At 50.2% G+C, this 24,242-nt stretch carries 21 protein-coding genes; 10 read left to right on the forward strand and 11 right to left on the reverse strand.

What is annotated here, in order from left to right:
* Positions 1-105 precede the first annotated feature (105 nt).
* Together GY634_RS03775 and GY634_RS03780 are read left to right on the forward strand one after the other, a co-directional pair.
* Positions 106-1,515: an L-lactate MFS transporter gene (locus GY634_RS03775; protein ID WP_166407256.1), complete on the forward strand. Its 1,410-nt coding sequence runs from the start codon at positions 106-108 to the stop codon at positions 1,513-1,515.
* Between the two features lie 12 nt (positions 1,516-1,527).
* Positions 1,528-1,662 (forward strand): MFS transporter small subunit, encoded by a 135-nt coding sequence (locus GY634_RS03780; RefSeq protein WP_166407257.1) that lies wholly within the window; start codon positions 1,528-1,530, stop codon positions 1,660-1,662.
* 121 nt (positions 1,663-1,783) lie between these two features.
* Here the strand turns inward: GY634_RS03780 and GY634_RS03785 are convergent, their stop codons facing one another.
* Both GY634_RS03785 and GY634_RS03790 read right to left on the reverse strand, forming a co-directional pair.
* Positions 1,784-2,248, reverse strand: a complete 465-nt coding sequence (locus GY634_RS03785; RefSeq protein WP_166407258.1) for a universal stress protein — start codon at positions 2,246-2,248, stop codon at positions 1,784-1,786.
* Positions 2,249-2,342: 94 nt separating this feature from the next.
* Positions 2,343-2,684, reverse strand: coding sequence for a protein tyrosine phosphatase family protein (locus tag GY634_RS03790; RefSeq protein ID WP_166407259.1), 342 nt, complete (start codon positions 2,682-2,684; stop codon positions 2,343-2,345).
* Between the two features lie 172 nt (positions 2,685-2,856).
* Here GY634_RS03790 and GY634_RS03795 point away from each other — a divergent pair, with 172 nt between their 5' ends.
* Complete coding sequence (locus GY634_RS03795) at positions 2,857-3,270, forward strand: group III truncated hemoglobin (protein ID WP_166407260.1); 414 nt, start codon at positions 2,857-2,859, stop codon at positions 3,268-3,270.
* Positions 3,261-3,749 (forward strand): RrF2 family transcriptional regulator, encoded by a 489-nt coding sequence (locus GY634_RS03800; protein WP_166407261.1) that lies wholly within the window; start codon positions 3,261-3,263, stop codon positions 3,747-3,749. Before GY634_RS03795 ends, GY634_RS03800 begins: the two co-directional genes overlap by 10 nt.
* 690 nt (positions 3,750-4,439) lie before the next feature.
* Here the strand turns inward: GY634_RS03800 and serA are convergent.
* The 3 genes from serA to GY634_RS03815 form a co-directional block, all read right to left on the reverse strand.
* A complete protein-coding gene (gene serA, locus GY634_RS03805) occupies positions 4,440-5,648 on the reverse strand; it encodes a phosphoglycerate dehydrogenase (protein WP_166407262.1) in 1,209 nt (402 codons plus the stop codon).
* 152 nt (positions 5,649-5,800) lie between these two features.
* Complete coding sequence (locus GY634_RS03810) at positions 5,801-6,754, reverse strand: cytochrome-c peroxidase (RefSeq protein ID WP_423227286.1); 954 nt, start codon at positions 6,752-6,754, stop codon at positions 5,801-5,803.
* Between the two features lie 291 nt (positions 6,755-7,045).
* Positions 7,046-8,242 carry an amino acid aminotransferase gene (locus GY634_RS03815; RefSeq protein WP_166407264.1) on the reverse strand — a complete coding sequence of 399 codons (1,197 nt, stop codon included), beginning with the start codon at positions 8,240-8,242 and terminating at the stop codon, positions 7,046-7,048.
* A gap of 270 nt (positions 8,243-8,512) precedes the next feature.
* On the opposite strand from GY634_RS03815, the gene GY634_RS03820 reads away from it, so the two are divergent.
* Both GY634_RS03820 and GY634_RS03825 read left to right on the forward strand, forming a co-directional pair.
* On the forward strand, positions 8,513-10,540 hold the full coding sequence (locus GY634_RS03820) for an LTA synthase family protein (protein WP_166407265.1): 2,028 nt from the start codon (positions 8,513-8,515) through the stop codon (positions 10,538-10,540).
* 30 nt (positions 10,541-10,570) lie between these two features.
* Entirely contained in the window at positions 10,571-11,965 is a 1,395-nt protein-coding gene (locus GY634_RS03825; RefSeq protein ID WP_166407266.1) for an amidase, read from the forward strand.
* A 45-nt stretch (positions 11,966-12,010) separates the two neighbouring features.
* On the opposite strand, the gene GY634_RS03830 is transcribed toward GY634_RS03825, so the two are convergent.
* From GY634_RS03830 to GY634_RS03845, 4 genes are read right to left on the reverse strand one after another with little or no spacing between them, the layout of a single operon-like run.
* Positions 12,011-13,462: a TolC family protein gene (locus GY634_RS03830; protein WP_166407267.1), complete on the reverse strand. Its 1,452-nt coding sequence runs from the start codon at positions 13,460-13,462 to the stop codon at positions 12,011-12,013.
* Positions 13,459-15,294 carry an FUSC family protein gene (locus GY634_RS03835; protein WP_166407268.1) on the reverse strand — a complete coding sequence of 612 codons (1,836 nt, stop codon included), beginning with the start codon at positions 15,292-15,294 and terminating at the stop codon, positions 13,459-13,461. Before GY634_RS03835 ends, GY634_RS03830 begins: the two co-directional genes overlap by 4 nt.
* Positions 15,294-16,352 carry a multidrug transporter subunit MdtN gene (gene mdtN / locus GY634_RS03840; RefSeq protein ID WP_166407269.1) on the reverse strand — a complete coding sequence of 353 codons (1,059 nt, stop codon included), beginning with the start codon at positions 16,350-16,352 and terminating at the stop codon, positions 15,294-15,296. The genes GY634_RS03835 and mdtN overlap by 1 nt, the downstream gene beginning before the upstream one ends.
* A gap of 5 nt (positions 16,353-16,357) precedes the next feature.
* On the reverse strand, positions 16,358-16,624 hold the full coding sequence (locus GY634_RS03845) for a YtcA family lipoprotein (protein WP_166407270.1): 267 nt from the start codon (positions 16,622-16,624) through the stop codon (positions 16,358-16,360).
* Positions 16,625-16,750: 126 nt separating this feature from the next.
* Here GY634_RS03845 and GY634_RS03850 point away from each other — a divergent pair, with 126 nt between their 5' ends.
* The gene (locus GY634_RS03850; protein WP_166407271.1) at positions 16,751-18,394 is read left to right on the forward strand and encodes a Na+/H+ antiporter; all 1,644 of its coding nucleotides are present in this window, start codon (positions 16,751-16,753) and stop codon (positions 18,392-18,394) included.
* 110 nt (positions 18,395-18,504) lie between these two features.
* Here GY634_RS03850 and GY634_RS03855 read toward each other — a convergent pair whose 3' ends face one another.
* Both GY634_RS03855 and GY634_RS03860 read right to left on the reverse strand, forming a co-directional pair.
* Entirely contained in the window at positions 18,505-18,993 is a 489-nt protein-coding gene (locus GY634_RS03855) for a GNAT family N-acetyltransferase (protein WP_166407272.1), read from the reverse strand.
* A gap of 46 nt (positions 18,994-19,039) precedes the next feature.
* Complete coding sequence (locus GY634_RS03860) at positions 19,040-19,348, reverse strand: hypothetical protein (protein WP_166407273.1); 309 nt, start codon at positions 19,346-19,348, stop codon at positions 19,040-19,042.
* Between the two features lie 253 nt (positions 19,349-19,601).
* Here GY634_RS03860 and GY634_RS03865 point away from each other — a divergent pair, with 253 nt between their 5' ends.
* From GY634_RS03865 to nrdA, 3 genes are all read left to right on the forward strand, one after another.
* Entirely contained in the window at positions 19,602-20,336 is a 735-nt protein-coding gene (locus GY634_RS03865) for a response regulator (RefSeq protein WP_166407274.1), read from the forward strand.
* Positions 20,333-21,400, forward strand: a complete 1,068-nt coding sequence (locus tag GY634_RS03870) for an ATP-binding protein (protein ID WP_166407275.1) — start codon at positions 20,333-20,335, stop codon at positions 21,398-21,400. Before GY634_RS03865 ends, GY634_RS03870 begins: the two co-directional genes overlap by 4 nt.
* 562 nt (positions 21,401-21,962) lie before the next feature.
* The gene (nrdA, locus tag GY634_RS03875; RefSeq protein WP_423227287.1) at positions 21,963-24,224 is read left to right on the forward strand and encodes a class 1a ribonucleoside-diphosphate reductase subunit alpha; all 2,262 of its coding nucleotides are present in this window, start codon (positions 21,963-21,965) and stop codon (positions 24,222-24,224) included.
* The last annotated feature ends 18 nt before the right edge of the window (positions 24,225-24,242 follow it).

Below are 24,242 nucleotides of genomic sequence, written 5' to 3' on the forward strand. Positions count from 1 at the left end.
CTGTTTGTATTACCTAGCCGGGGCACTCATCCCCCGGCAACCCTCCTCTTAAAAACAATAGTACGAAACGCCTATTACAAGCATAAGGCGCATAAGGAGACAAACATGAGCACATCCAACGCTCAAGCTTCCAATGGCTTTTTCAGTAAAGCCCGCATTACAGCAGGTCCTGGTTTTAATCGCTGGATGATCCCCCCCGCCGCGCTCGCCGTACACCTGTGTATTGGTCAGGCATACGCGTTTTCTGTCTTTAATGAACCCATGACCCGACTGTTGGGGATTACCTCCTCGGCACCGGATGACTGGAGCCTGCCTACCCTAGGTTGGATCTTTAGTTTAGCCATCGTATTTCTCGGTTTATCGGCTGCGTTTGCCGGTAAATGGCTGGAAGAAGTAGGCCCCCGCAAAGCCATGTTCACAGCAGCCTGCTGTTTTGGTGGTGGTTTCATGGTGGCCGCACTAGGCATACATTTGCACCAAATTTGGCTAGTCTATTTAGGCTATGGGGTGCTTGGGGGCATAGGGTTGGGGGTAGGTTATGTATCGCCTGTGTCCACCTTAATTAAATGGTTCCCCGATAAGCGCGGCATGGCAACCGGTATGGCCATCATGGGCTTTGGTGGTGGGGCATTTATTGCTTCGCCATTGTCGGTAGGCCTGATGGACTACTTCGCCTCTCCTACATCCATGGGTGTCACCCAGACCTTTGTCGTCATGGGATGTTTGTACTTTATCTCCATGAGCATTGGTTCACTGGCTGTGCGTATTCCTGCGCCAGACTGGAAGCCAGAAGGTTGGACACCACCCGTGGTACAAAGCGCGCTGATTTCCCGCGACCACGTGCACATTGACCAAGCCCTGAAAACACCTCAGTTCTGGCTGCTATGGTGGATTCTGTGCTTAAACGTGACGGCAGGTATTGGTGTGCTGGGCCAAGCATCAGTAATGATTCAAGATAGCTTTGCCAGCATTACACCAGCCGCTGCAGCAGGCTTTGTAGGGTTGCTTTCCTTAGCGAACATGTTGGGGCGTTTCTTCTGGTCATCAGTATCCGACTACATTGGTCGCAAAACCACCTACATGATCTTCTTTGTGTTGGGCTCTGTGCTGTACTTCACGGTCCCAGGCTTTGGCTCTGCCGGCAATGTAGCGCTATTTGTAATTGCCTACTTCGTAATTATGTCTATGTACGGCGGTGGCTTTGCTACGATTCCTGCTTACTTAGCTGACTTGTTTGGCACGCGTTTTGTTGGTGGCATACATGGCCGTTTATTAACCGCGTGGTCGGTAGCGGGCGTGTTAGGCCCTGTACTGGTTAACTACATTCGCCAGTACCAAGTGGACAACGGTGTGCCGGCCTCTCAGGCCTACACCACCACCATGTACATTATGGCGGGCTTATTAGTGGTAGGCTTCCTGTGCAACCTAATGGTGCGCCCTGTGAATGCTAAACACCACATGCCCTCAGAAAAGCCAGCCGATGCATCGCTGCGCTCTATGCAACCTGCGGAATAACCGGAGACCACGATGACACAACCTACCTCTACTACGGTCAAAAAAACCTCACCCGTATTGCTGGCGTTGTTCTGGCTCTATGTCAGTATTCCGTTGGTTATTGGTGTATGGGAAACGCTGCTAAAAGCGAGCGCCCTGTTTAAATAAACATGAAAAATGCTACTGTGCACAGCACAGTAGCATGGCTAACTACCTGTCTTGTCTGCGTAGACACACTAAAAAAGCCACTTAACGTGGCTTTTTTAGTGTCGTAGCAACAAACACGATATTAGTCGTTATCGTGATTCACGCGGTATACCAATACGGCGCAGCGTGCCATGTTCAATACTTTGGCTGTTACGCTACCCAGCAACAAGCGGGACAAACCGCTACGGCCGTGGGAACCGATAAAGATCAAGTCGCAGCCCTCTTCTTCGGCGGCTTTCACCAAACCGTCAGCCACGTTGAAATTAGAAACCGAACGCGATGTCACCGGTACACCCGCTGTTTCAGCGCGGTCCAGAACGGCTTTCAAGTATTTATTCGCTTGCTCAGACGCTGTTTTTTCGTAGTCTTCGTCGGTAATGGCATACGCTGCTGCCATACCATCAAAACCTACTGTTGCAGCAAAAGGTTGGGTTACGTGCAACGCCACCACTTCTGCACCGATTTGCTTAGCAAAACACACACCTTTGTTGGCTGCTTGAGCAGACAACGCGGAACCATCTGTAGGGATCAGAATTTTTTTGAACATGAGAGTACTCCCCATTGAATAAATACGATTAGCAATAGCCTAAGCCTATTACTCTGATGCGGCAATACTGAATTACCGCAATACTTGAGCTATATCAGGCTTCAGTGGCCGCGTAGTATAAATTGGCACAACGAGTGCCAGTACGACAATATGCCAAGATAGGTTGAGGCATACTTTGCAGCAACCCAGCGAAGGTTTCCACATTATCTACTGTCATCTGGCCACTAATCACAGGCTGATACACCACTTGCAAACCTGCAGTTTTAGCCGCAATCATCACATCGTCAGAAGCAGGCTGATCCACACCACCTTCGCCATCTGGACGATTAATGATCACACTTTTAAATCCGGCTTCGGCCACTGCCTGCATGTCAGCTGCTGACAGTTGAGGTGCCACGGCAAAGTCGTCGTTGATACGGTGAAAGTCAAATGCCATCCTACACTCCGAAAATACTGAAAATCATTAAGTCCCTATAGTAAACAGTAGTCATCACTTTGTGATAGCCCTTTTAGCTTGAAAAACTTGTCACAGCGTTTAACTTGACCCTACTTCAGTAGGCATCATAAGATGACTTTTATATTCATCTTATAAACCGTATGCCTTAGCCATGACTTTAGACACCTACGAAGAAAGTGAAATCCATCAGTTGGTACACGACTTTTACGACGACATACGCGTACATGCTGTGTTAGGGCCTATTTTCAACAAACACATTAGCGATTGGGATCATCACTTAGCCATCATGGTGGACTTCTGGTCATCGCTGCTGTGTCGCAGTGCACGCTACTCTGGTTCCCCCATGATGAAGCACGCTCGCCTCCCTGAGCTTAGCGCCGAGCTATTCTGTGCATGGCTGGCTCAGTTTGAGGTCAGCACCGCACGCCACCCCAACCAACAACTCGCGCGTCATGCTCGTGAGTTCTCCAAGCGCATTGCCCGTAGTTTGTGGATGGGCTATCAAATAGACAAAAACCCAGATCAGCCCCCTAAGGAGCTGAATTGTGGTGAATCATGCGCTTAAACCGCAGCAGCGACCATGCGCTGCGTTTACTGATGTATTTGGCTGCTAACCCTGAGCAACGCCACACCATCGCTGATATCGCCGCGCACTATGCTATCTCTCGCATGCACCTAATGAAGATTGCTCACCAGCTAAGCCTATTAGGCTGGGTGGACAGCAGCAGAGGTAAAGGTGGCGGGCTGCAACTAGCATCCACTGCCCACGCCCTGCCCTTAGGCCAACTACTGCGCCAAACAGAGTCTGATTGTCAGCTTGTTGAATGCATGGGGGCTGAGTCTGCTTGTGTACTGCAAGGTTGCTGTAAATTGACCGGCATTCTTTATGGAGCGTTGCAAGCGTTCTTTGCGTATTTGGATCGCTATACGTTGGCTGATTTGGTCCGTGACGAAGGTCTACGGCAAATACTGCAGCCTCAGGTGGTGCAACTACATAGTAAGAAGGCAGAGTCTTCTAGGGTGGCAAATCAACTGGATTGCTAACTCACCGCAGAGGTTTGGAAAAGCCCGTTTACTCACTGCTGGGCTGCATGAACTTCAAAGCCCACGCACTCACGACTGGTCTGCCGTAGCCTAAGGCTGCGAAAGTATTTTTTTATTTGAGACACCAAATAAAAAAACACTTCCATCCGCCTTTTGCTCGTCGCCTGCAGAGGTTTTTAGGCCGATGATTTCTGTAGGCGTACTTACTTCTGTACAAACGCATAGTGTCGCGCTGTATTTCTTATTCAATGCTGTCGTTAGTTGCCTGATGTGCCTTAGAAATACCTTACAAAAAGGCACCCAATTCAGCACAGAGCAGTAGCCAACCACTACGCTAATACGAAACAGCCTCTTATATGTGCTAACCAACGCTACGCATAGAGGTCTACATCTATCCTTAGCAGAGTATTTCGAGGCTAGCGTACTGACTGCCTCACAAGAAAGGGCTGTAAACCTACCCGTAGCAGCATGTTCAGGGGGGCGGAGAGAAAATTTTTTTGATTTGGTTTCTCAAATCATAAAAAATTCTTCTGCAGCTCCCCAACGCGTGCGATGGATACAGCCTTCACCCTGATCAAGACCGAGCGTAGAAACCCACGAGTACGCAAAAACAAAAAAACCTCCAGCAACTACGCCAGAGGTTTTTCAGTCTCTACTACCGGTGCATGAATACACGCACTCAGAAGGGATTTACGCCCCTTTCAGCCTATCACACCGCACTGTACCCGGTTGCACACGCAGCTTGTCTAACACCTCATCCGACACCTCAGCATCCACATCCGTCACGGCATACCCCAACTGACCACGTGTTTGCAATTGCTGCCCCACGATGTTCAAGCCACTTTCAGCCAGCACATTGCTAAGCGCCCCCATCGCACCGGGCACGTTCTGGTGCATATGCAAAATACGCGCCGCACCTGCACACTCCACGTAAGGCACTTCAGGGAAGTTCACCGCCCCTTTAGTCGCACCACTACGTGAGAACAGCACTAGCTTCTCGGCCACTTCACGGCCAATGTTTTCTTGAGACTCTTGCGTGCTACCACCAATGTGTGGAGTCAGGATCACGTTATCTAAACCACGCAATGGACTATCTAAAGGCTCGTTCACGCCTTTAGGTTCAACCGGAAACACGTCCAGCGCTGCACCCGCCAAATGGCCGCTAGTCAATGCCGCATGCAAGGCATCAATGTCTACCACGGTACCGCGCGATGCGTTAATCAAAATGGAACCTGGCTTCATCTGTGCCAGCGTTTGCTCGTTAATAATGTTCTTGGTACGTTCGCCGCCTGGTACGTGCAAGGTCACGATATCGGATTGCTCCAACAAGCGCTTCAACGACACAAAGGGTTTGGTGTTACCCAATGGTAATTTTGTTTCTACGTCGTGGAACAGCACACGCATACCCAGAGCTTCTGCCAGCGTACCGATTTGCGAACCAATGTTTCCGTAACCGATAATCCCCAGTGTTTTACCGCGGATCTCATAGGCGCCGTCGGCCGACTTATCCCAGAAGCCTTGGTGTACACGGGCATTTTTTTCAGGGATACGGCGCAACAGCAAAATGGCTTCGCCCAGCACCAACTCGGCTACCGAACGGGTATTGGAAAACGGCGCGTTAAACACAGGAATACCGGCTTGGGCCGCTACGTTCAGGTCTACTTGGTTGGTGCCAATACAAAAACACCCTATGGCTTGCACCCAAGGCGCTGCCAGCAACACATTCTGATCCAACTGAGTACGAGAGCGTATACCCACAATCTCCGCGCCAGACAACGCGTCCAATAGCTCTTCGCCGTTGAGCGCAGACTTATACGTCACAATATCGGTATAGCCGGCTGCTTCAAAGACTTCGCGAGCACTGGGGTGAATATTTTCGAACAGAACAATACGCTTCATGAGAGTTCCCAGAACAAATAGGATAAAAATAGTACTGTTTATATCGTAAACCCTGCCTGAACCTGCTGGCAAGTGCATCGCACTGCTGTGCAGCTACGCCACACCCACAAAAAAGCCCAGCTAATGCCGGGCTTTCTACACATGACCGCTGATTAGGAATCAAACGGTGTAGGGCGTGGTGTGTCATCTGCCGATGGCGGCAAAATAGGCAACACGATTTGTGGCTGCTTACCAGTCAGCGACTTCAAGAACGCCACGATCTGAGCATTTTCCTCAGGCGTGAATTTCTTGCCCAACTGTAATCTACCCATGATGTCCACCGCTTCGGGCAGCGTATTCACAGCACCGTCGTGGAAGTACGGGTAGGTCATTTCTACGTTACGCAGGGTAGGCACTTTGAAGTTAAAGCGGTCCGCATCAATACCCGTTACCGCTGCACGACCTTCGGCCGCGTTAGCCGTTTGGTAAGGCTCTACTAAGCCCATTTTTTGGTAGGAACTACCACCCAAGTTAGGCCCGTTGTGGCAGGCAATACAACCACTATTTTTAAATAGCTGATAGCCGGCCAACTGCTGCTCAGTGATGGCGTCTTTATCACCTTTCAACCATAGGTCGAAGGGTGAATCAGGTGTCACCAACGTTTCTTCAAATGCAGCAATTGCATCAGTCACCTCATCAATACCGATCACAGGCTTGTTGTACACCGCCTGAAACTCAGCAACGTATTGAGGAATAGAGTTCAGCATGCCTACCGCCAATTCGTGGGTAAAACCCATTTCCATTGGGTTGGCAATAGGGCCACCGGCCTGTTCGCGCAAATCACCAGCACGACCATCCCAGAATTGAGCCAGGTTCAAGCTGGAGTTCAATACGGTAGGCGAGTTAATTGGGCCTTGCTGCCATTTATCCCCGATAGAGGTAGGCAAGTTATCTGAACCACCACGGCTCATGTTGTGACACGAGTTACAGGAGATAAACCCAGACTTGGACAAACGTGGTTCAAAGAACAGCTTTTTACCCAACTCGATTTTGGCTGGATCGCCTGCTTTTGCTTCGGGAATTGGTTGCACAGGTTCATTACTTTGCGCCATGGCAAAGCTAGACATTCCCAGTGCAATCGACAAAGCAAGTACAGAGGCTCTTAATGGCTTCATAATGACTTCCTTCAAATAAGTAGTGCCAGAATGACGGCAGCTAAAGTTTTGGTAAAACCCTACTGCTGTCACAACTACTCTAGCCCTCTTACACAGGTCGTCCTTTGAGCCAACTCAAGTTGCGCTAAAACTTTGTCACATTTGGCGTAACAATCCCCTAAATGCGACAGACAAAAAAAAGGCCCATGAAATGGACCTTAAAAATAGACTTGCGCCATACAGCACCATGTACCTGATTGGTAATTAGGGTGCTACTACAGCGGCTACAGCGTCCACGAAGTAATCGATATTGCTGTTGTTCAAACCAGGCACACATACGCGACCCGATTCCAGCATGTATACGCCAAACTCGTCGCGCAAGCGCAGAATTTGTTCTTTAGTCAGACCCGTGTAGCAGAACATACCGAACTGATCCACAAAATAGCTGGAATCGTAATTCGGTGCTTTTTGCTTCAATTTTTCGTGTGCCAGTTTGCGCATGCTCGCAATACGGTCGCGCATTTCAGCAACTTCCGCATCCCACTGTTTGTACAGTTCTGGATCTTGCAATACACCCGCAATAGCTTGTGCACCTTGTGTAGGTGGGTTGGAGTACACACGGCGAATAGTCGCTTTCAATTGACCTTGTACGCGGCTGGCTTCTTCTTTGCTTTGGCAAACGATAGACAACGCACCACAACGCTCACCGTAGTAAGAGAAGTTTTTAGAGAAGGAGCTTGCTACCAAGAAAGTCAGGCCAGCGTCTACCATGCTGCGGATAACCGAGGTATCTTCTTCCAGACCACGACCAAAACCTTGGTAAGCGATGTCCACGAATGGAACCAGATTGCGCTCTTTCAACACAGGAATCAATTGTGCCCATTGCTCGGCGCTAGGATCAACGCCAGTTGGATTGTGGCAACAAGGATTCAACACAACAATCGTGTGTGCAGGCAACGCCGCGATGTCTTCCATCATGGCTGCGAAGTTCAGACCCTGTGTTGTAGCATCGTAGTAACGGTACGACGATGTAGGTACGCCAGCACCTTGGAACACAGCGTAGTAGTTATCCCAAGCTGGATCGCTTACGCGTGCTTCAGCAGCAGGAAATGCTTTGTGCAGGAAGTCAGCACCAATTTTCAGTGCGCCTGTACCACCCAGCGTTTGCACGGTCACAACACGCTCTTCTTTTACGGCTGCGCTATCGGCACCGAACAACAAATGCTGAACAGCTTGACGGTAGCTGGGCAAGCCTTCCATGGGTAGGTACGCTCGTGGCTTTTTCAGCGCCGCGCCGCGTTTCTCCGCTTCCTGGACGGACGCCAGTAAGGGAATTTTACCTTCTTCATCATAGTAAAGGCCGATGGTCAGGTTCACCTTATCTTTACGTGGATCGGCTTGGAAAAGCTCGACCAACTTAAAGATAGGATCGCCCGCATATGCGTCAATATGTTCAAACATTATTGAAAATCCTCAGGATTCATGCGTTCAACTCGACAATACAGGAACGCTTGCTATAAAACCGATGCAATTATCATAGAACCACATCTTAGTGAATTGTACTCATGCAAGGGGCCATTTGTCCGCACACTTCCCAGCTATACTGTATCCATCGCATACAGACAACATATTCAAGCCTAAAATAGCCCCTTCTTCATGCGCATCGCCTCTCAGTCCTCCACAAATTTGTCCTACCGCACCCGTTGGTCCTGTGTTTTCCGCACAGTATGGATGCTCATTCTTCTTGCAGCTCTAGGTTTGGCCTTGGCCCGTTTTGCCCTGCTGTATTTTCAAGCTCCAGCCACGGTGTCCTTACTGCAAGCCGATGTAGGAAAAGCATTCTGGATAGGATTACGCTTCGATCTGAAGTTTCTGGCGATACTAGTAGGCCCCTTTATTTTACTAAGCCTCTTGTTTTATAAGGCTTCCGCCACGCTTTGGAAAGGTTTTTATGCCTTTTTCTTACTGTATGCGTTTGTGCTGCTGGTCGCACTGAACTTACTGAGCGTGGTGAACTTCTACTACCTCACCTTTTACCAAGGCCCCATCAATGCGTTGATCTTTGGCTTTGGTGAAGATGACACCTCTGCCATTGTGCAAACCATGTGGCAAGACTTCCCTGTGGTCTCGTTGTTAGCACTCATCTTTATTGGTAGCAGTGTGCAATGGTGGTTAGCAAAACGCTGGGGACAATGGCGACTGAACCATCCCCTAGAACACAGTAGTGCCATGGGCCTTACCGTAATCGTGATAATCAGCGTGGCTCTGTTGGCGCTACTTGGGCGTGGCAGCGTGGGTAAATTTCCCTTACGCAGTATGCACATGACCGTCTCCCAAGACGCGTTTGTGAACAGCATGGTACCCAGTGGGCTACACGCTTTAGATTTAGCCCGCAAAGAGCGCAGTAGTAATAATCTGGGTAAAGACCCCAACAAAGCCCTAGACCTAGCAGGCTACGCCACATGGCAAGAAGCAGCACAACACTGCTATGCCGGCGTCACCCCTACTACCGATGACCAAAGCTTGCTCTTCCAGTCCTCACCAGCTCGCTTAGCGGCTGATACCCCTGCCCCGCATGTGGTCATGGCGTTGATGGAGTCCTGGGGCCGTCAGTTGATGAATTACGACGATCCGCAACGTAATGATGTATTAGGCCAGCTTCGCCCTTGGATAGACGGCAAGGCGGATTACTTCGACAACGCTATCTCATCTGAAAACGGTACTCACCCCAGCCTAGAGGCAGTACTGCTAGACACCCCTATTTCACCGCTTACACAGAGCTTATACGGCTATCACAGCTACGATACCTCTCGCATACAGCCCTATAAAGATGCAGGCTATCGCACAGTATTCTTAACAGCCGGGCCGGGTAGTTGGAGACAGTTAAATACGGTGTTATTGCGTCAAGGCTTTGATGAAGTGCTCGACGAAACGGATATCCTTACCCGTTTTCCAGATGCGTCCTCCCATACGTGGGGGCTGGATGACGAATGGATGTTTAAGTACGCTGCAGAGCTGCTGAAGCAAGCCGATGAACAGGGTGAGAAAGTCATGTTGTTTATGCTGTCGGTGACCAACCACCCGCCTTACCGCATTCCAGCTCATTACACACCAGCCCCACTGGATACCACCGCCTTGGGTACCGATATGGCTACTGACCCCGCGATGGGGTTGTCCATTTTGCAAACTTACCAATACGCCAACAATTCGTTAGGTGAGTTTTTAAATACACTGGAGCAACAGCAGTTGCTGGATCACACCCTGTTTGCAGCATCAGGCGATCACAATGGACGCACCCTGTTTGCGTACCCAGATAGCACTAAGCTTGCCTACAAGTTTGGTGTGCCTATCTTGTTTTACATTCCCACTGCCTACAAACAGAATGAGTCACCTGTAGACCTACACGCGTGGAGCAGCCATCAAGATATTTTCCCCACGCTGTGGGCACATTCCTTGCCTGAGCAACAACTACCACGCTCATCGGGACGCAACCTTTATAGCCCGCCAGTTCAAGATGCAATGGCTGTCTCGTTATCCGCCTCTGACGGCGGTAATGGTGTCGCCATAAGTGAAGTAGGTGCCATTAGCAATCTTTGGCACCCCCACTACTTACACTGGACAGAAGAAGGCAATTTAGTACCTACCAATACACCTTCTGCCCAATTGGTCGCACAAGGTAAACGCCAACTCGCCTGCTTAGCCCTCAGTGATTGGCGCATTCGCCATCAAGCAATTGCGTCCACGCAGCATACGCATTAAACCAGCAACAATCAGAATACGAGACTACCCATGACTATCCATAATCACTCCTTGCAGGCCCTACATCAGCAACTACGCGATGGCTCACTCAGCGCCTACGCTTTGATGCAAGAGTGTGCACAACGCTATGCACAGTACGAGCCCGCACTGCACGCCTACAAGCACTGGAATGGCGACGCTGCACAAAAGCAGGCAGGTGCTATTGATAGCCTACTTCAGCAAGGCATAGACCTGGGCCCATTAATGGGTATTCCTACCTCGGTAAAAGATTTATACGGCGTGCCAGACATGCCCGTATTTGCCGGCACATCGCATGCATTACCTAGCAACTGGCAACAAGCTGGCCCGGTAGTACGCAGCTTACTGGCACAACTGGCTCCCATTACAGGTAAAACCCATACGGTAGAGTTCGCCTTTGGTGGCATCGGTACCAATGCGCACTGGGGTACGCCCGTCAACCCATGGTCTGTACAGGGCGAGCACCGTATTCCGGGCGGCTCTAGCTCAGGCGCTGGAGTAAGCCTAGTTCAAGGCAGCGCCTTACTTGCCTTGGGCACAGACACCGCAGGCTCGGTACGTATTCCGGCCTCCTTTACTGGCACCGCAGGGTTGAAACTCAGCGCACAATTGTGGCCAAACCAACATATAGTGCCGCTATCCCCCACGCTGGACACCCCCGGTTTGCTAGCACGCAGTGTAGAAGACTTGGCGTTTGCCTTCTGCGCCATGGACAAACACATCAACAATGACACCACACCTTTGCCTGTAGTGCACGATCTACAAGGCTTGCGCATTGGTGTACCTGAACACTTTTTCTGGGACGAGGTATCGCCTGATATTGAGCAACTGATACGCCAAACCTTAAGCACGTTTGAGCAAAGCGGTGCCACCTTGGTGCCTGTGCACATTCCACACTGCAATGACGTTTACGATGTGTTCAAAGTAGGTGGTTTGGGTGCGCCTGAATTATCGGCCTTGCTACATAACCACTTGCCAGAGTGGATTGAACGCTTAGACCCCATGGTGCAAATGCGTGTAGAAGCAGCCAGCACCATGACATCTAACGAATACTTGCGTAGACGCAGCGTACTGCAAACGGGTGCCGAACTGGTTAAACCCTTGTTCCAACAGGTTGATGTGGTGATGACCCCCACTATCGCCATTGCGCCCCCTACGATTGAAGCGATGCGCCACACCGATGCCTACCGTCACGCTAACCTGCTGACATTGCGCAATACCTCTATCGCCAACTTGTTGGATCTGTGTGCACTCAGCATGCCTGTGGGTGCAGACAATTTAGGCTTGCCAGTAGGCTTACAGTTAATGTGCGCGAACCGCCAAGAACGCCGTCTGCTAGCCATTGGTCGTGCAATTGAAAAACAGCTGGGTACAGGTAGACAAATTTTGGGGGTACCTACTCTCTAAAGCGGTACGTACTGCACAAAAAAGGCCACAGTAGTGTGGCTTTTTTTACTCACCCATCACAAACGCCAGATTAGCTGCAGCGATCAGAGCCGCACTTTGCGCATCCACTTGTGCTTGCTTAGCCAGCAACACCGCACTGGCCGCTTCGGTAGCCATCGTAATCGTACCCACGCCTACTTGATAAGCATCTAATGCGGCATCGTACGCAGTTTCAGCTGCATTCACTAAGTCGGTAGCCGTTTGATAGCTTTGCAACGCAGAGTCCAGCATGGTTTCAGCGGCAATAATCTCGCGCAATGCATCTCGCTGCAACGCTTGTAAGGTGTTCTCGGCTTCTTGCCTGTGTATTTCTGCCTTACTTAATAAAGAGCTACGCAGCCCGCCATCAAAAATGGGAATACTCACCCCCACCAACACCCCTGTAGAGGTTGAGCGGTTGGTGAGATCAGGCAAGGGAATGGGCACGTCTTGTACATCAAACTGGCTACGGTTTTTTGCCAGCACTGCTCCCATAAACACGCTAGGCATAAAATCGGCTTTTGCTACTTTTACCCCCGCCTCTGCTGCCTTTAACGCCGCGTAAGCCGCGGCGACATCATCGCGTTCCAATATTGCCTTTTGCAGCACCTGTTCGGTCATGGGATCCGAAGGTGCCGGCAATTGGTGATCAACTGAGGTTGCAATCTTGACCTGCTCTGCAGGGTTCACCCCCACCACTTTCAATAAGGTCAGGTACGAGTTTTTGGCTAAACCTTGGCTAGTTACCACATACAGTTTGGCTTGTGCTACAGCCTGCTGTGCCATCACTTGGTCCAAACGCGTTGCCACGCCTGCTGCCAAACGTGCATTAACAGCCGCCTCTACCGCTTGGTAATTTTTTAAGGCTTCCTCTGCCAAGACTGTGCGATGCCGTGCCGTGTTGTACTGATAGAACTGATCCGTCACATCACGTATGACTTTTTTATGCACAGCGTTAAAGAGCACATTACTGGCAAACGAGATATGCTCTGCCCCCTCCAATAACGCCTCACGTTTACCAAAATCGAACAGCAACCACCCCAGCGTTAACGCCGGCACCACTCCCTCAACCGAGGTACGAATACGGTCCCCACCACCCAAGTTAGACAAGGGTGAAGGACGTGTTGAACGCTGGTGCCCAGCAATCACATTTGCACTTAACACAGGCAAAAAGGTGGCTTCTACCAACCCCACCGACAGGGCTGCCTCGCGCGCCCTATTCCACGCTTGTCGTGTTTCTATATTATTGCGTTGACCTAAGTCTATGAGCTCAGCCAACGTGTATTCATGCCCCTCTTGTAGGCTGACCCCTGCAGGCTGATACGCCATAGTCGCGGTCAGGGTAGAGGTGTTTTTCCACGGTTGATCGTGGCGGGGCGGGGCAAGATCTATGCTGGTATACGCACACCCACTCAGCAAAACACCCAACAAGGCTACAGCCAGCGGTTTCATCGCTTGCGTTCTTAACGGCTTACTCATTCTTGTCCCTTTGCCATACCCCATGTCCCTTCTTGCTCCGTCGCGCTGTCTTGCAACTGTTGCTCCAACGCATCCAAAGCCTGCTCTATAGTGCTGCCCTGTTCAGACGCTACATCAGTAGGTGGAAAAGCCATTTGCAAATACAAGGCCTCCAAGGCATCTGGCATGGCCAATAACACCTGTTGCTGCTGTGTCGCTAACCGCAGAGCAGTAGGCTCAAAATGTCGCATTACCAATTGCTCACGAACTGTAGCGATCTCACCCACAATGTATTCGCCCACATCCTGCCACTGCGCAGCTTGCCACGTGGGTTGCCGTGCGGCTTGTTCCTTCCACCAACCTAACAATTGCTGTAGACGCTGCGTCACTGCTTTAGAGGTGCTCCATGGCCACACTCGTGTAAACATCACATACATCACGGCATTACCCAGCAGCACACCTAATATCCGGTCCATGGCAACGGATAGCTCTACATCGGGGCCAAAGCCCTGCAATACCGTCAGCAAAAATGCCAATCCTATTTGCACACCGGCATAGGAAATACGTTCAGAGCCTACCGAGACCCACGCTGCACAAAGGGTGCCAGCAAACACCAACAACATCAGTTGGCCTATGGAAGTCATATAGGGCATTAGCAATAAAATCGACCCCACACCCAGCGCCGCACCGATTAAACAGCCCACTATACGTAGGGTCAGTTTGTGTACTGTTTCGCCTGTAGTCCCTAAAGCCACCACATAACATGTGATCATTGCGGTGTGTATGTCTTGCCACTGCAAGGCGGTATACACCAAATAACAAATAATGGCGGCGGCCGTGGTTTTTAGTGCGTAATACTGATAGGTGGGATTGGTACGCGCATCGGGCAAAAAGAAGCCTGATGTAGGGCTTTTTTCTTGTGGTGGCATAGCTTCAGCCATGCGCTCAACCACATACCCCACACGCTTCCAAGCAGTAGTAGGTAGCACCAGTGCAGGCACCTCTATATCTGATGCAGCTTGCCCTTCTACTACAGCGGTTGCCCACGCCTCGCAACGCTGTGCCAACCACTCAGCACTGGCGTCATCACGCTGCGGTGATCTGGCCAAGGCTTTACATGCCAAGAGCAACTGATAACTATTGTGTTGCAACGCTTGCATGCGCTGCAATTCAGCACGTGCGCTTAGGCTGAACAGTTTGACGAAGATAATGGTTTTGGTGAGGAAATCATTTCCCTCACGCAGTGCCGTTTCTAATGCAGTGGGATCAGCCTTTTGTCGCAATGCTGCCGCAATTAATCGCAAGCGCTCTGCCAAGCGTTGCCGCGTTAACTTACGTGGCGACGGCCCTACCACAGCCAAGAACGCCAATAGCACCCCCATGGGTACTAAGGTCATTAACCACGCATACAAAATGGCACGAGTAGCCACTTCACCAAACGGCACATACCCCACCAAGGTCATGATAAAGGCCACGACCAACGCCACAATACTGCCTGCTGGCCCAAGCTTACTGGCTACACCTAGGTATAAAAATAGAAATGACCCCACCGCAATGATCGTCATGATCCACAAAGGGCTTTCTACCGCCAAGCGCGTGAGCATAAACAGCATCACCACTGCTACGGAGACCAACACACAAATACCCAGAGCCATCAACATACTTTCTGCGGTATTAGGGCGTATCAAAAACAGCACCAAATAGCAGCCTATGGCAACCAAAGGAATTTGGTAGATCATGAACATCATGGCGGTGAGCGAGCAAATCGCTGCCACACGCCACGCCATGCCTAGCCTGCCCTCAAAGGGGACTAACTCTACTTTGATGGCTTGCCACAGTGCTGCCGCCGACATCAGGGCTCCTGACACGCATCGCCAGCGCGTATGGATACCGATGCCGATGCCCCCATGCGCATGAGTTCAGGCGGTGGATTATCCAGTTGTATACGTACGGGGAAGCGCTGTGCCACACGTACCCAATTCAGCGATTTCTGCACAAAAGGCAGTGAGCGTGGCAACGAGAGCATGTCTTCGGTGCTCACGCCCCACCCTATGTCTACGACCTTGCCTTCAATGGTGCGCTTAGGTGCCATCATGGTGTAGACCGTGGCACACGACCCCAACTGTATCGCTGGTAAATCGGTTTCACGGTAATAGGCCGTAGCAAACCAATGCTCGGCATTGATTAAGGTAAACAGCGATTGGTCGGGCAATAAACGCTCGCCTTCTGATACATGCAAGCCTACTACCAAGCCATCGTTAGGCGCACGGATCACTGTGTCATCTAAGGCTTTTTGGGCCAATGCCAAGGCTACCTGTGCTACTTCTAACGTTGCCTCTGCCGCAGCGGTTTCACCTATTAAGGCCTCAGCCGCTTCGGCTTGTGACTGTGCTTGGGTAAGACTAACGCGCGCATCACGTTCCACCGTCACCGCAGTATCTAGCTCTTGTTTAGTCACATAGCCTTTTTGCGCTAACGGACGTAAACGTTGCACGGTTCGGCTCGCCAATTCTAAATTCGTTTGTGCACGACGTATCTGTTCGTCGGCAATAGAGGCATTAGAGGTTTCTGCACGAATATGGCGTTTAATCGTCGCCAATGTCGCGGTGGCAACGGCCACTTCAGCTTTGGCTTGTTGCACACGCAGCTCATAGACTTCCGGGTCTAACTTAAAGAGTACAGAGTCTCTTGCTACGCGATCGCCCTCTTTTACATTTAACTCTATGATCTTTCCTGGCACAGCAGAGCTAATGTGCACAATTTCTGCTTGAATGGTGGCATCTTCTGAGACGGGATGATTTTTAAGAAACCCCCAGAAAATATAACCAATGACTATTGCCAGGACGACCACCAGCACAGCGATTACCCGTGCCAGATTCTTTTTTGCAGGATGCTGTCTGGTATCAGCCATAACGTTCAACGCGGAGAGTAAATAAAAGCGAAGGCCATGGTGCACAACACCACCATGGACACATAAACCAATAATCGCGCAGGTAAATAGTCTTCTATACCTGTGCGTATCAGCACCATTCTAATCAGCAACACAATAGGAATCGCCACCCCCACGCCTATTAACCACGACGGGAAGTATGAGCCGAATAAAAGAAAGGATGGTGCTCTAGCCTGGCTGCACCCAGCTAAGGTCGCGATACAAAAAAGAAACAACAGCTTAAGGGGATTCATTCACAATACCTTTGAGCCAGGACACGACAAACTCGTAAAATGCAAATCAGATAGTAACACTGCCCCTGCTTAGGAAACGATGAAGCATTGGGCTTTCAGTAGAATAAAGACAACAAAGGAAATACGGTGGAACTGATCAGTCTTATTCTGACCATTTTTATTGCTGTGTTAATAAGTGGTGCCATTCTACGGGTTTTACCAATCCCGTTTCCATTGCCACTTATTCAAATAATGTTAGGAATGTTCATTTCTGGCGTATTCAACGAAGGGATTACGCTGAATCCAGATATATTCTTTTTCCTTTTTCTACCGCCACTGCTATTTATGGATGGCTGGCGTATCCCCAAAGACAACTTACGCCGAGATAGGCTAGGTATCTTTCACCTCGCTTTTGGCTTGGTCATGATTACCGTGGTGGGGCTGGGCTACTTAATCAACTGGATGATTCCTGCCATGCCCTTACCGGTGGCGTTTGCATTGGCAGCGATTGTGTCCCCCACTGACGCCGTAGCGGTATCTGGCATTACCCGTAAACTGCCAGTACCCAAACGCATTATGTCGCTATTAGAAGGCGAGGCGCTATTTAACGACGCCAGTGGTTTGGTGGCTTTTAGGTTAGCCGTTGCCGCAACCGCTACAGGCACCTTTGTGCTGTCATCCGCCACACTATCTTTTTTATGGGTAGCCATTGTTGGCCTGCTAGCGGGTGTAGTGGTGGCTCGCGTACTGATTTTTCTGCGCAACCAATTCATACGACGCTATGGCGAAGAGGCCGGTTCAGAAATTCTGTTTAGCTTGCTCATGCCGTTTTGTGCGTACATGCTGGCTGAGCACCTTGAGGCCTCGGGGATTTTGGCCGCTGTCGCTGCTGGGATTACGTTGGCGCACTCTGACCTATCAGGCTTAGAAGGCGCTATGACCCGTGTGCGCCGCTACGTAGTATGGGACATGCTGCAATTCACCTTAAACGGCACCATGTTTGTCTTACTAGGGGAGCAGTTGCCCGGTATTTTCCGTGGAGCCATGGATGTAGTACGTGAAACAGGGCACCAGAATCCCAGCTGGATGCTGGTCTATGCGTTAGTGATTTGTATCGTACTGTCGCTATTTCGCTTTGTTTGGGTAGCCATGATTTTGTGGGTGCTGAATAAACTGCCTAAACGCTACAGACCCCAAAATTTACCTGAACAACTAAGTTCACGTGTGCTGTGGCTAATTTCGTTTGGTGGGGTGCGGGGAGCCGTCACCTTAGCGGGGGTGATGTCGCTGCCACTCATGCTTAGCCCTGGAGTACCGTTTCCAGCGCGTGATTTAGCCATCTTCCTTGCCGCCAGTGTAATTATTGTGTCATTGATCACCGCCAGCATTGCCCTGCCCTACTTTCTTAGAAACCAAGCTAAAGCCAACTATACCGAACGCGAAGAGCAACGCCTGCTTGCCTGGCATAGCGCCCACGATGAAGCCAACCGTACATTAGCCAGCCTAGTAGAGAAAGAAAAAGAGTTGCATCAGGAATTCTTTGCCCAATACGGCGAAGATACCTTACAACGCGTGCTCGATAACTTACATGGCGCACTAGGCAATCCCGACAACGCCGACACACAAAGCGTCACGCGTCAGCAGTATGAAATGGAAATACGCCTAACGAAAGCCGCTTTACATGCGGCACGCAGCACTATTTTCAAACTGGCTAGACAGCAAAAAATCTCCGACGAGCTGGCACGTGAAATGGCACACCGTCTTGATATGAACGAGATGCGTTTGGGATAAATGAGGTTATCCCCCGCCCCTGTGTATAACACTGAGGACAAGGCGGGGGTAATAGCGCCAACACTATGAAACTCGCGAGGTAGCTAGTAGGTGGTCACTGATTGACCACCTTATAGGAAGCGGCGCTTCATCCAGATCGCCTCGCCGCCGTAGCTTTCGCATACCGAACTAGAGGCTGCTTGTGCTTCAAACCCGTAACGAGACCAAAATGGGGTAGACCCCTGTACGGCAATTAAACTGACTGACGAGATCTGTAAGCGTTGCACCTGATCCATCACATGTTGCACCAACAGGTTAGCCACCCCTTGGCCACGCGCCAACGGCGAAATCGCCAAATCGTGCAAATGCCAGCTTTTAATAGGTAGACCAGCTTCTAGGTTTTCATGCAAGCCTGGTGGTTCTTCGGTATGCCAAGGGTGATTCAATAAATACCCTAGAACGGTATTATGGTCATCCACACACACGACGTTGTGTTCTGGTGCAGAGGCCCACTTGCTACGCAACACCGCTTCATCCTCAAGAATATCTGCTGCGTACGATTGGGCTTGGATGCGCAAAATATCAGCCCAATTAGCAGATTCTATGATTTGAATCCTCATAACTACTCTTCATCATCAACAAAAACACGCTGTAAAACACAGCCTTCTAGCGATGATGACGTCTTTTGTGTTTGTTGTGGTTGTGTTTATGCCAACTGTTGTCATGCCGGTAACCATGACGATTGCCACGACGGTCGCGGTGAGACTCCTCGGTAAGCACATTCCCCAGCAGCCCACCAGCAGCGGCAGCCCCTAAGGTCACACCCGTATCACCATCCGACAGCACAGCGCCTACTGCCGCCCCCAACCCTGCACCGATAACCGTATTGACCGTTTTATCGGATACAGCCCATACCGGTGAAGCCAACGCCAAGGAGAAACCTCCTAACACTACAAATCGTGTCAAAACTTTCATACTGCTACTGCTCCTTAACGCGCATAGAGCGCCATTCATACTATGGCAGCACAGTAGCACGAAGCCTGCTCGCCATTAATTCAAATTGCTACAGTCATTATCTAAACATATCATTCACTACATTGATTATGTTGTCGTCAACGTAGTAGGCGCGCCCTTTTACTATCGCTATCTTTTTCTGACATCTACACCCTAGTATTTCCCTTGAGCCGCAGGTATAAAATGCGAAGCATTCATCCTAAGAGAGATTTTTGTGCTGCCACAACCTATACGCTCTTCAGCCAAGGCCTTACCCCAAGCTTTAGTGTTGATTGTTGAAGATGAACATGAAATCGCCACTATTCTCGAGGCCTACCTGACTCGTAGCGGCTTGCGTACAGCACATGCGCCTGATGGACTACGCGCGCTAGCCTTACATCAAAGCCTAAAACCTGACTTAGTCTTACTAGACATACAGCTACCAGAACTAGACGGTTGGCAGGTGTTAAACGAAATACGCCATAAGAGCCATACCCCTACCATTATGCTCACCGCCTTAGATCAGGATGTGGATAAGTTAATGGGTTTGCGCCTAGGCGCTGATGACTACATCGTAAAACCCTTTAACCCCGCAGAAGTGGTAGCCCGAGTGCAAGCCGTGTTGCGCCGTACTCGTACCCAAGCTTCCGACACCCGCCAAATCTTCCGTGTAGGCGATTTCCAGCTAGACATAGAAAGCCACGAAGCCTGTGTCTTCATCGCTAATCAACCCACCACCTTGGATCTCACCCTTACCGAGTTCAAATTACTAGAGTGCCTCATGCGTACGCCTAACCGTGCCTTTTCCCGTGTAGAGCTACTGGAAGCCTGCTTGCCTGAAGGCGACTCATTGGAGCGCACCGTAGATAGCCACATCAGTAAGCTGCGCAAGAAAATCGAACAACTGGGCATCGTAGGCGTACCGGCCAGCGTACGAGGCATAGGTTACCGATTTGGGAATCGTTCATGAACCCACACCGCTTTGGGCTACGCCGCCTAGCCATCTTATCGCTCAGTCTGCTGGTATTTTGCGTGCTCCTACTGTGCTTTGTAGGTTCCTACGTGTTCTACAGCATACTGGCTATCTACTCTCCCGACAGCATTGATGAAGACAGCATGTTCACCAGTGTAGATCTAGCGTGGCTAGGCGTGATTTTCATCATTACGTTCGCAAGCGCTACTCTACTGGCCATCAAACTATCACGTCGTATCTTGTTGCCCTTAGAGTCTGTAATTCAAAGCCTACGCCAAGTCGCAGAAGGTAACTTACACGTACGTGCTATTGCTAGCAAAAGCGCCCCAAACGAAACCTCCCAATTAGTGGATGACTTTAACTCCATGGCTGAGCGTTTACACACCATGGAAACACAGCGTTCATTTTGGAATGCTGCGATTGCCCATGAGCTACGTACCCCCATCACCATTTTGCGTGGCCGCCTACAAGGGCTTACAGATGGCGTCTTTGCACCAGATGCAGAGCTATTTGAAGGCTTACTACATCAAGTAGAAGGCCTTAATAGACTGATCGATGATTTGCGTATCCTCAGCCTTAAAGAGAGTGGGCATTTAGAGCTAGACATACAGATGGCCGACCTAGATCATGAAGTGAAATCCGTCGTACAGCTTTTCGCTCCCAGCTTAGAAGCTCGTGGATTTAGTGTACGTGTGCACTGCCATCGTGTTGAACACGTACGCTGCGACCCTGTACGAATACGTCAAGCGCTGATTGCCTTGCTAGAGAATGTACAAAAACATGCCTTACCCGGCGAGGTACTGGTCACCGTGGCAGCCACCGATGAGCACTGTAGTATTAGTGTGGCAGACAGCGGGCCTGGCATAGAGTCCACACAAACCGAACATATTTTTGATGCTTTTCATCGTATAGACCCTTCACGCACGCGCCACAGTGGTGGCGGTGGCACCGGTTTAGGCCTGGCCGTGGTCAAAGCCATCTCAGAAGCGCATGGTGGTACGGCGTGTTGTGTAGCCTCTGCCAACAATGGTGCCCAGCTACGTTTGCAGTGGCCGGTTTAGCAACATTTCACATGCCAAAAACCAGTGGATTACCCTAGGTTACTGGCGTATCATCGTGCTCTTCGCACTGCGGTGACAGGAGCTACGTTGGACGGGAACCGTAAATGAAAACACAGGACTGAGCTTCCCACAACCCTATAAACCAGCCCCCAAGGACCCATAATCGTGTGTGATTGTAAAAAGTAAGAGCTAAAATCTGCCGTACAAAGGGCTTATTTTCTAGCCACTATCAAGGGCGAGAGTTAGTCATATTTACTTACATATAAAGTATTCAACTGCTACTAAAAATGTCTTATTTGTAATCGTCAAGGTGTTCAATAAGGCCTGTGCAGAATCCAACTCATCTTCGCAGAATGCCATTACATAGCACTATATCTGGTGGTATACTTCTTCCTAAAACACCATATATAGACTTATATATGGATCTGCAATTTTCACAAAAATGGCTCTAACGCGCAGGTTTCACCAAACCCTCGCGTTTTTTTGAGCGTAATTGTTTCCTCTATTTTGAGGTACAACCACTGTAACGAACTGGGGTCGCCAAATGAATCAAACCGCACAAATGATGGTAACGAAGCGTGATGGAAGAAAGGAACCCATCAATCTGGATAAAATCCATCGTGTGATTGATTGGGCTGCCAAAGATCTGAACAATGTGTCCGTATCTCAAGTAGAGCTACAATCGCATATTCAATTTTACGATGGCATCCGTACAGACGACATCCACGAAACTATCATTAAGTCAGCAGCCGACTTGATCTCTGAAGAGACGCCTGACTACCAATACTTGGCTGCTCGTCTCGCTATTTTCCACCTACGTAAAATTGCCTACGGCCAGTTTGAGCCGCCTCACCTGTACGATCATGTGAAGCGCCTGACTGAAATTGGTAAATACGACCCGCATCTGCTGGCTGACTACAGCCGCGAAGAGTTTGACCAGATCAATGACTTCATTGATCACTGGCGCGATATGGATTTTTCCTACGCAGCCGTCAAACAGCTGGAAGGTAAATACTTGGTACAAAACCGCGTTACCAAGCAAATCTACGAAAGTCCCCAAATGCTGTACGTGCTGGTCGCCATGTGCTTGTTTGCCAAGTACCCTGCAGACCGCCGTCTGGACTACATCCGTCGTTTCTACGAAGCCATCTCGCTGTTCAAAATCTCGCTGCCTACACCGATTATGTCTGGTGTACGTACCCCAATGCGCCAGTTCAGCTCTTGCGTACTGATCGAGTGTGACGACAGCCTAGACAGCATCAACGCCACAACCAGTGCAATCGTAAAATACGTATCACAACGTGCCGGTATTGGTATTAACGGTGGACGTATCCGTGCGTTGGGTAGCGAAATCCGTGGTGGTGAAGCACAGCACACCGGTTGCTTGCCCTTCTTCAAAATGTTCCAAGCTGCTGTGAAGTCTTGCTCACAAGGCGGTGTACGTGGTGGCGCAGCTACCTTGTTCTACCCACTGTGGCACTTGGAAGTAGAGTCGCTGCTGGTACTGAAAAACAACCGTGGTATTGAAGAAAACCGTATCCGCCACTTGGACTACGGCGTGCAAATTAACCGCACCTTGTACCAACGCCTGATCAAAAACCAGCACATTACTCTGTTCTCACCGCACGATGTACCTGATCTGTACGAAGCCTTCTTCGCTGATCAAAATGAATTCGAGCGCCTGTACGAACAGTACGAACAAGACAGTTCTATTCGCAAACGCAGCATGCCTGCTGTAGAACTGTTCTCGTTAATGATGCAAGAACGTGCCAGCACTGGCCGTATCTACATTCAGAACGTAGACCACTGCAATACACACAGCCCATTCGACGCCAAACAAGCGCCGGTACGTCAGTCCAACCTGTGCATGGAAATTTTGTTGCCTACCAAACCATTGGAAGACATCAATGATCCAAATGGTGAGATCGCACTGTGCACATTGTCGGCCTTCAACTTGGGTGCCTTGGAGTCCTTAGACGAACTGGAAGGCTTGGCCGACCTGATCGTACGTGCTTTAGATGCTCTACTGGACTACCAAGACTACCCCGTTAAAGCTGCGCAAATTTCCACAGACAAACGCCGTTCATTGGGCGTGGGTGTGATCAACTACGCCTACTACCTCGCAAAGAACAACACGCGTTACTCTGACAACAGCGCGCTGGGCCTAACACACCGCACCTTTGAAGCTATTCAGTACTACCTGCTCAAAGCCTCTATGCAGTTGGCTCAAGAGTTTGGTCCGTGCGAAGCCTTTAACGAGACCAACTACGCTGCTGGCTTGTTGCCCATCGACACGTACAAAAAAGACTTGGATTCCGTCAGCAACGAAGCCCTGCAATACGACTGGGATGCCTTGCGTGCCGAGATTCTGAAGCACGGTCTGCGTAACTCCACACTGACCGCACTGATGCCGTCCGAGACCTCCAGCCAGATCGCTAACGCGACCAACGGTATTGAGCCACCTCGTGGCGTGGTATCGGTGAAGCAATCCAAAGACGGTATCTTGCGTCAGGTAGTACCCGATCTGGACAAGCTGAAAGGCCAGTACGAATTGCTATGGCAAATGCCAAACAACGATGGCTACCTGCGCTTGGTAGGCATCATGCAGAAATTTGTGGATCAGTCCATTTCTGCAAACACTAACTACGACCCACAACGCTTTGCCGATGGTAGGGTTCCAATGCAACAGCTGCTCAAAGACTTGCTGCACGCTTACAAGCTGGGCGTGAAAACACTGTATTACCACAACACCCGTGATGGAGCAGACGATGCTCAGGGCGTGGCAGCCGAAGACGACTGCGCGAGTGGCGCTTGCAAGATTTGATACAGAGGATGTACCAAA

Source organism: Paenalcaligenes suwonensis (assembly GCF_011290505.1).
Classification (GTDB): domain Bacteria; phylum Pseudomonadota; class Gammaproteobacteria; order Burkholderiales; family Burkholderiaceae_B; genus Paenalcaligenes; species Paenalcaligenes suwonensis.

Coding starts and splice junctions, on each gene's coding strand:
- GY634_RS03775 (WP_166407256.1), top strand. CDS start 106: ATGAGCACATCCAACGCTCAAGCTTCCAATGGCTTTTTCAGTAAAGCC.
- GY634_RS03780 (WP_166407257.1), top strand. CDS start 1,528: ATGACACAACCTACCTCTACTACGGTCAAAAAAACCTCACCCGTATTG.
- GY634_RS03785 (WP_166407258.1), bottom strand. CDS start 2,248: ATGTTCAAAAAAATTCTGATCCCTACAGATGGTTCCGCGTTGTCTGCT.
- GY634_RS03790 (WP_166407259.1), bottom strand. CDS start 2,684: ATGGCATTTGACTTTCACCGTATCAACGACGACTTTGCCGTGGCACCT.
- GY634_RS03795 (WP_166407260.1), top strand. CDS start 2,857: ATGACTTTAGACACCTACGAAGAAAGTGAAATCCATCAGTTGGTACAC.
- GY634_RS03800 (WP_166407261.1), top strand. CDS start 3,261: ATGCGCTTAAACCGCAGCAGCGACCATGCGCTGCGTTTACTGATGTAT.
- serA (WP_166407262.1), bottom strand. CDS start 5,648: ATGAAGCGTATTGTTCTGTTCGAAAATATTCACCCCAGTGCTCGCGAA.
- GY634_RS03810 (WP_423227286.1), bottom strand. CDS start 6,754: ATGTCTAGCTTTGCCATGGCGCAAAGTAATGAACCTGTGCAACCAATT.
- GY634_RS03815 (WP_166407264.1), bottom strand. CDS start 8,242: ATGTTTGAACATATTGACGCATATGCGGGCGATCCTATCTTTAAGTTG.
- GY634_RS03820 (WP_166407265.1), top strand. CDS start 8,513: ATGCTCATTCTTCTTGCAGCTCTAGGTTTGGCCTTGGCCCGTTTTGCC.
- GY634_RS03825 (WP_166407266.1), top strand. CDS start 10,571: ATGACTATCCATAATCACTCCTTGCAGGCCCTACATCAGCAACTACGC.
- GY634_RS03830 (WP_166407267.1), bottom strand. CDS start 13,462: ATGAGTAAGCCGTTAAGAACGCAAGCGATGAAACCGCTGGCTGTAGCC.
- GY634_RS03835 (WP_166407268.1), bottom strand. CDS start 15,294: ATGTCGGCGGCAGCACTGTGGCAAGCCATCAAAGTAGAGTTAGTCCCC.
- mdtN (WP_166407269.1), bottom strand. CDS start 16,352: ATGGCTGATACCAGACAGCATCCTGCAAAAAAGAATCTGGCACGGGTA.
- GY634_RS03845 (WP_166407270.1), bottom strand. CDS start 16,624: ATGAATCCCCTTAAGCTGTTGTTTCTTTTTTGTATCGCGACCTTAGCT.
- GY634_RS03855 (WP_166407272.1), bottom strand. CDS start 18,993: ATGAGGATTCAAATCATAGAATCTGCTAATTGGGCTGATATTTTGCGC.
- GY634_RS03860 (WP_166407273.1), bottom strand. CDS start 19,348: ATGAAAGTTTTGACACGATTTGTAGTGTTAGGAGGTTTCTCCTTGGCG.
- GY634_RS03870 (WP_166407275.1), top strand. CDS start 20,333: ATGAACCCACACCGCTTTGGGCTACGCCGCCTAGCCATCTTATCGCTC.
- nrdA (WP_423227287.1), top strand. CDS start 21,963: ATGATGGTAACGAAGCGTGATGGAAGAAAGGAACCCATCAATCTGGAT.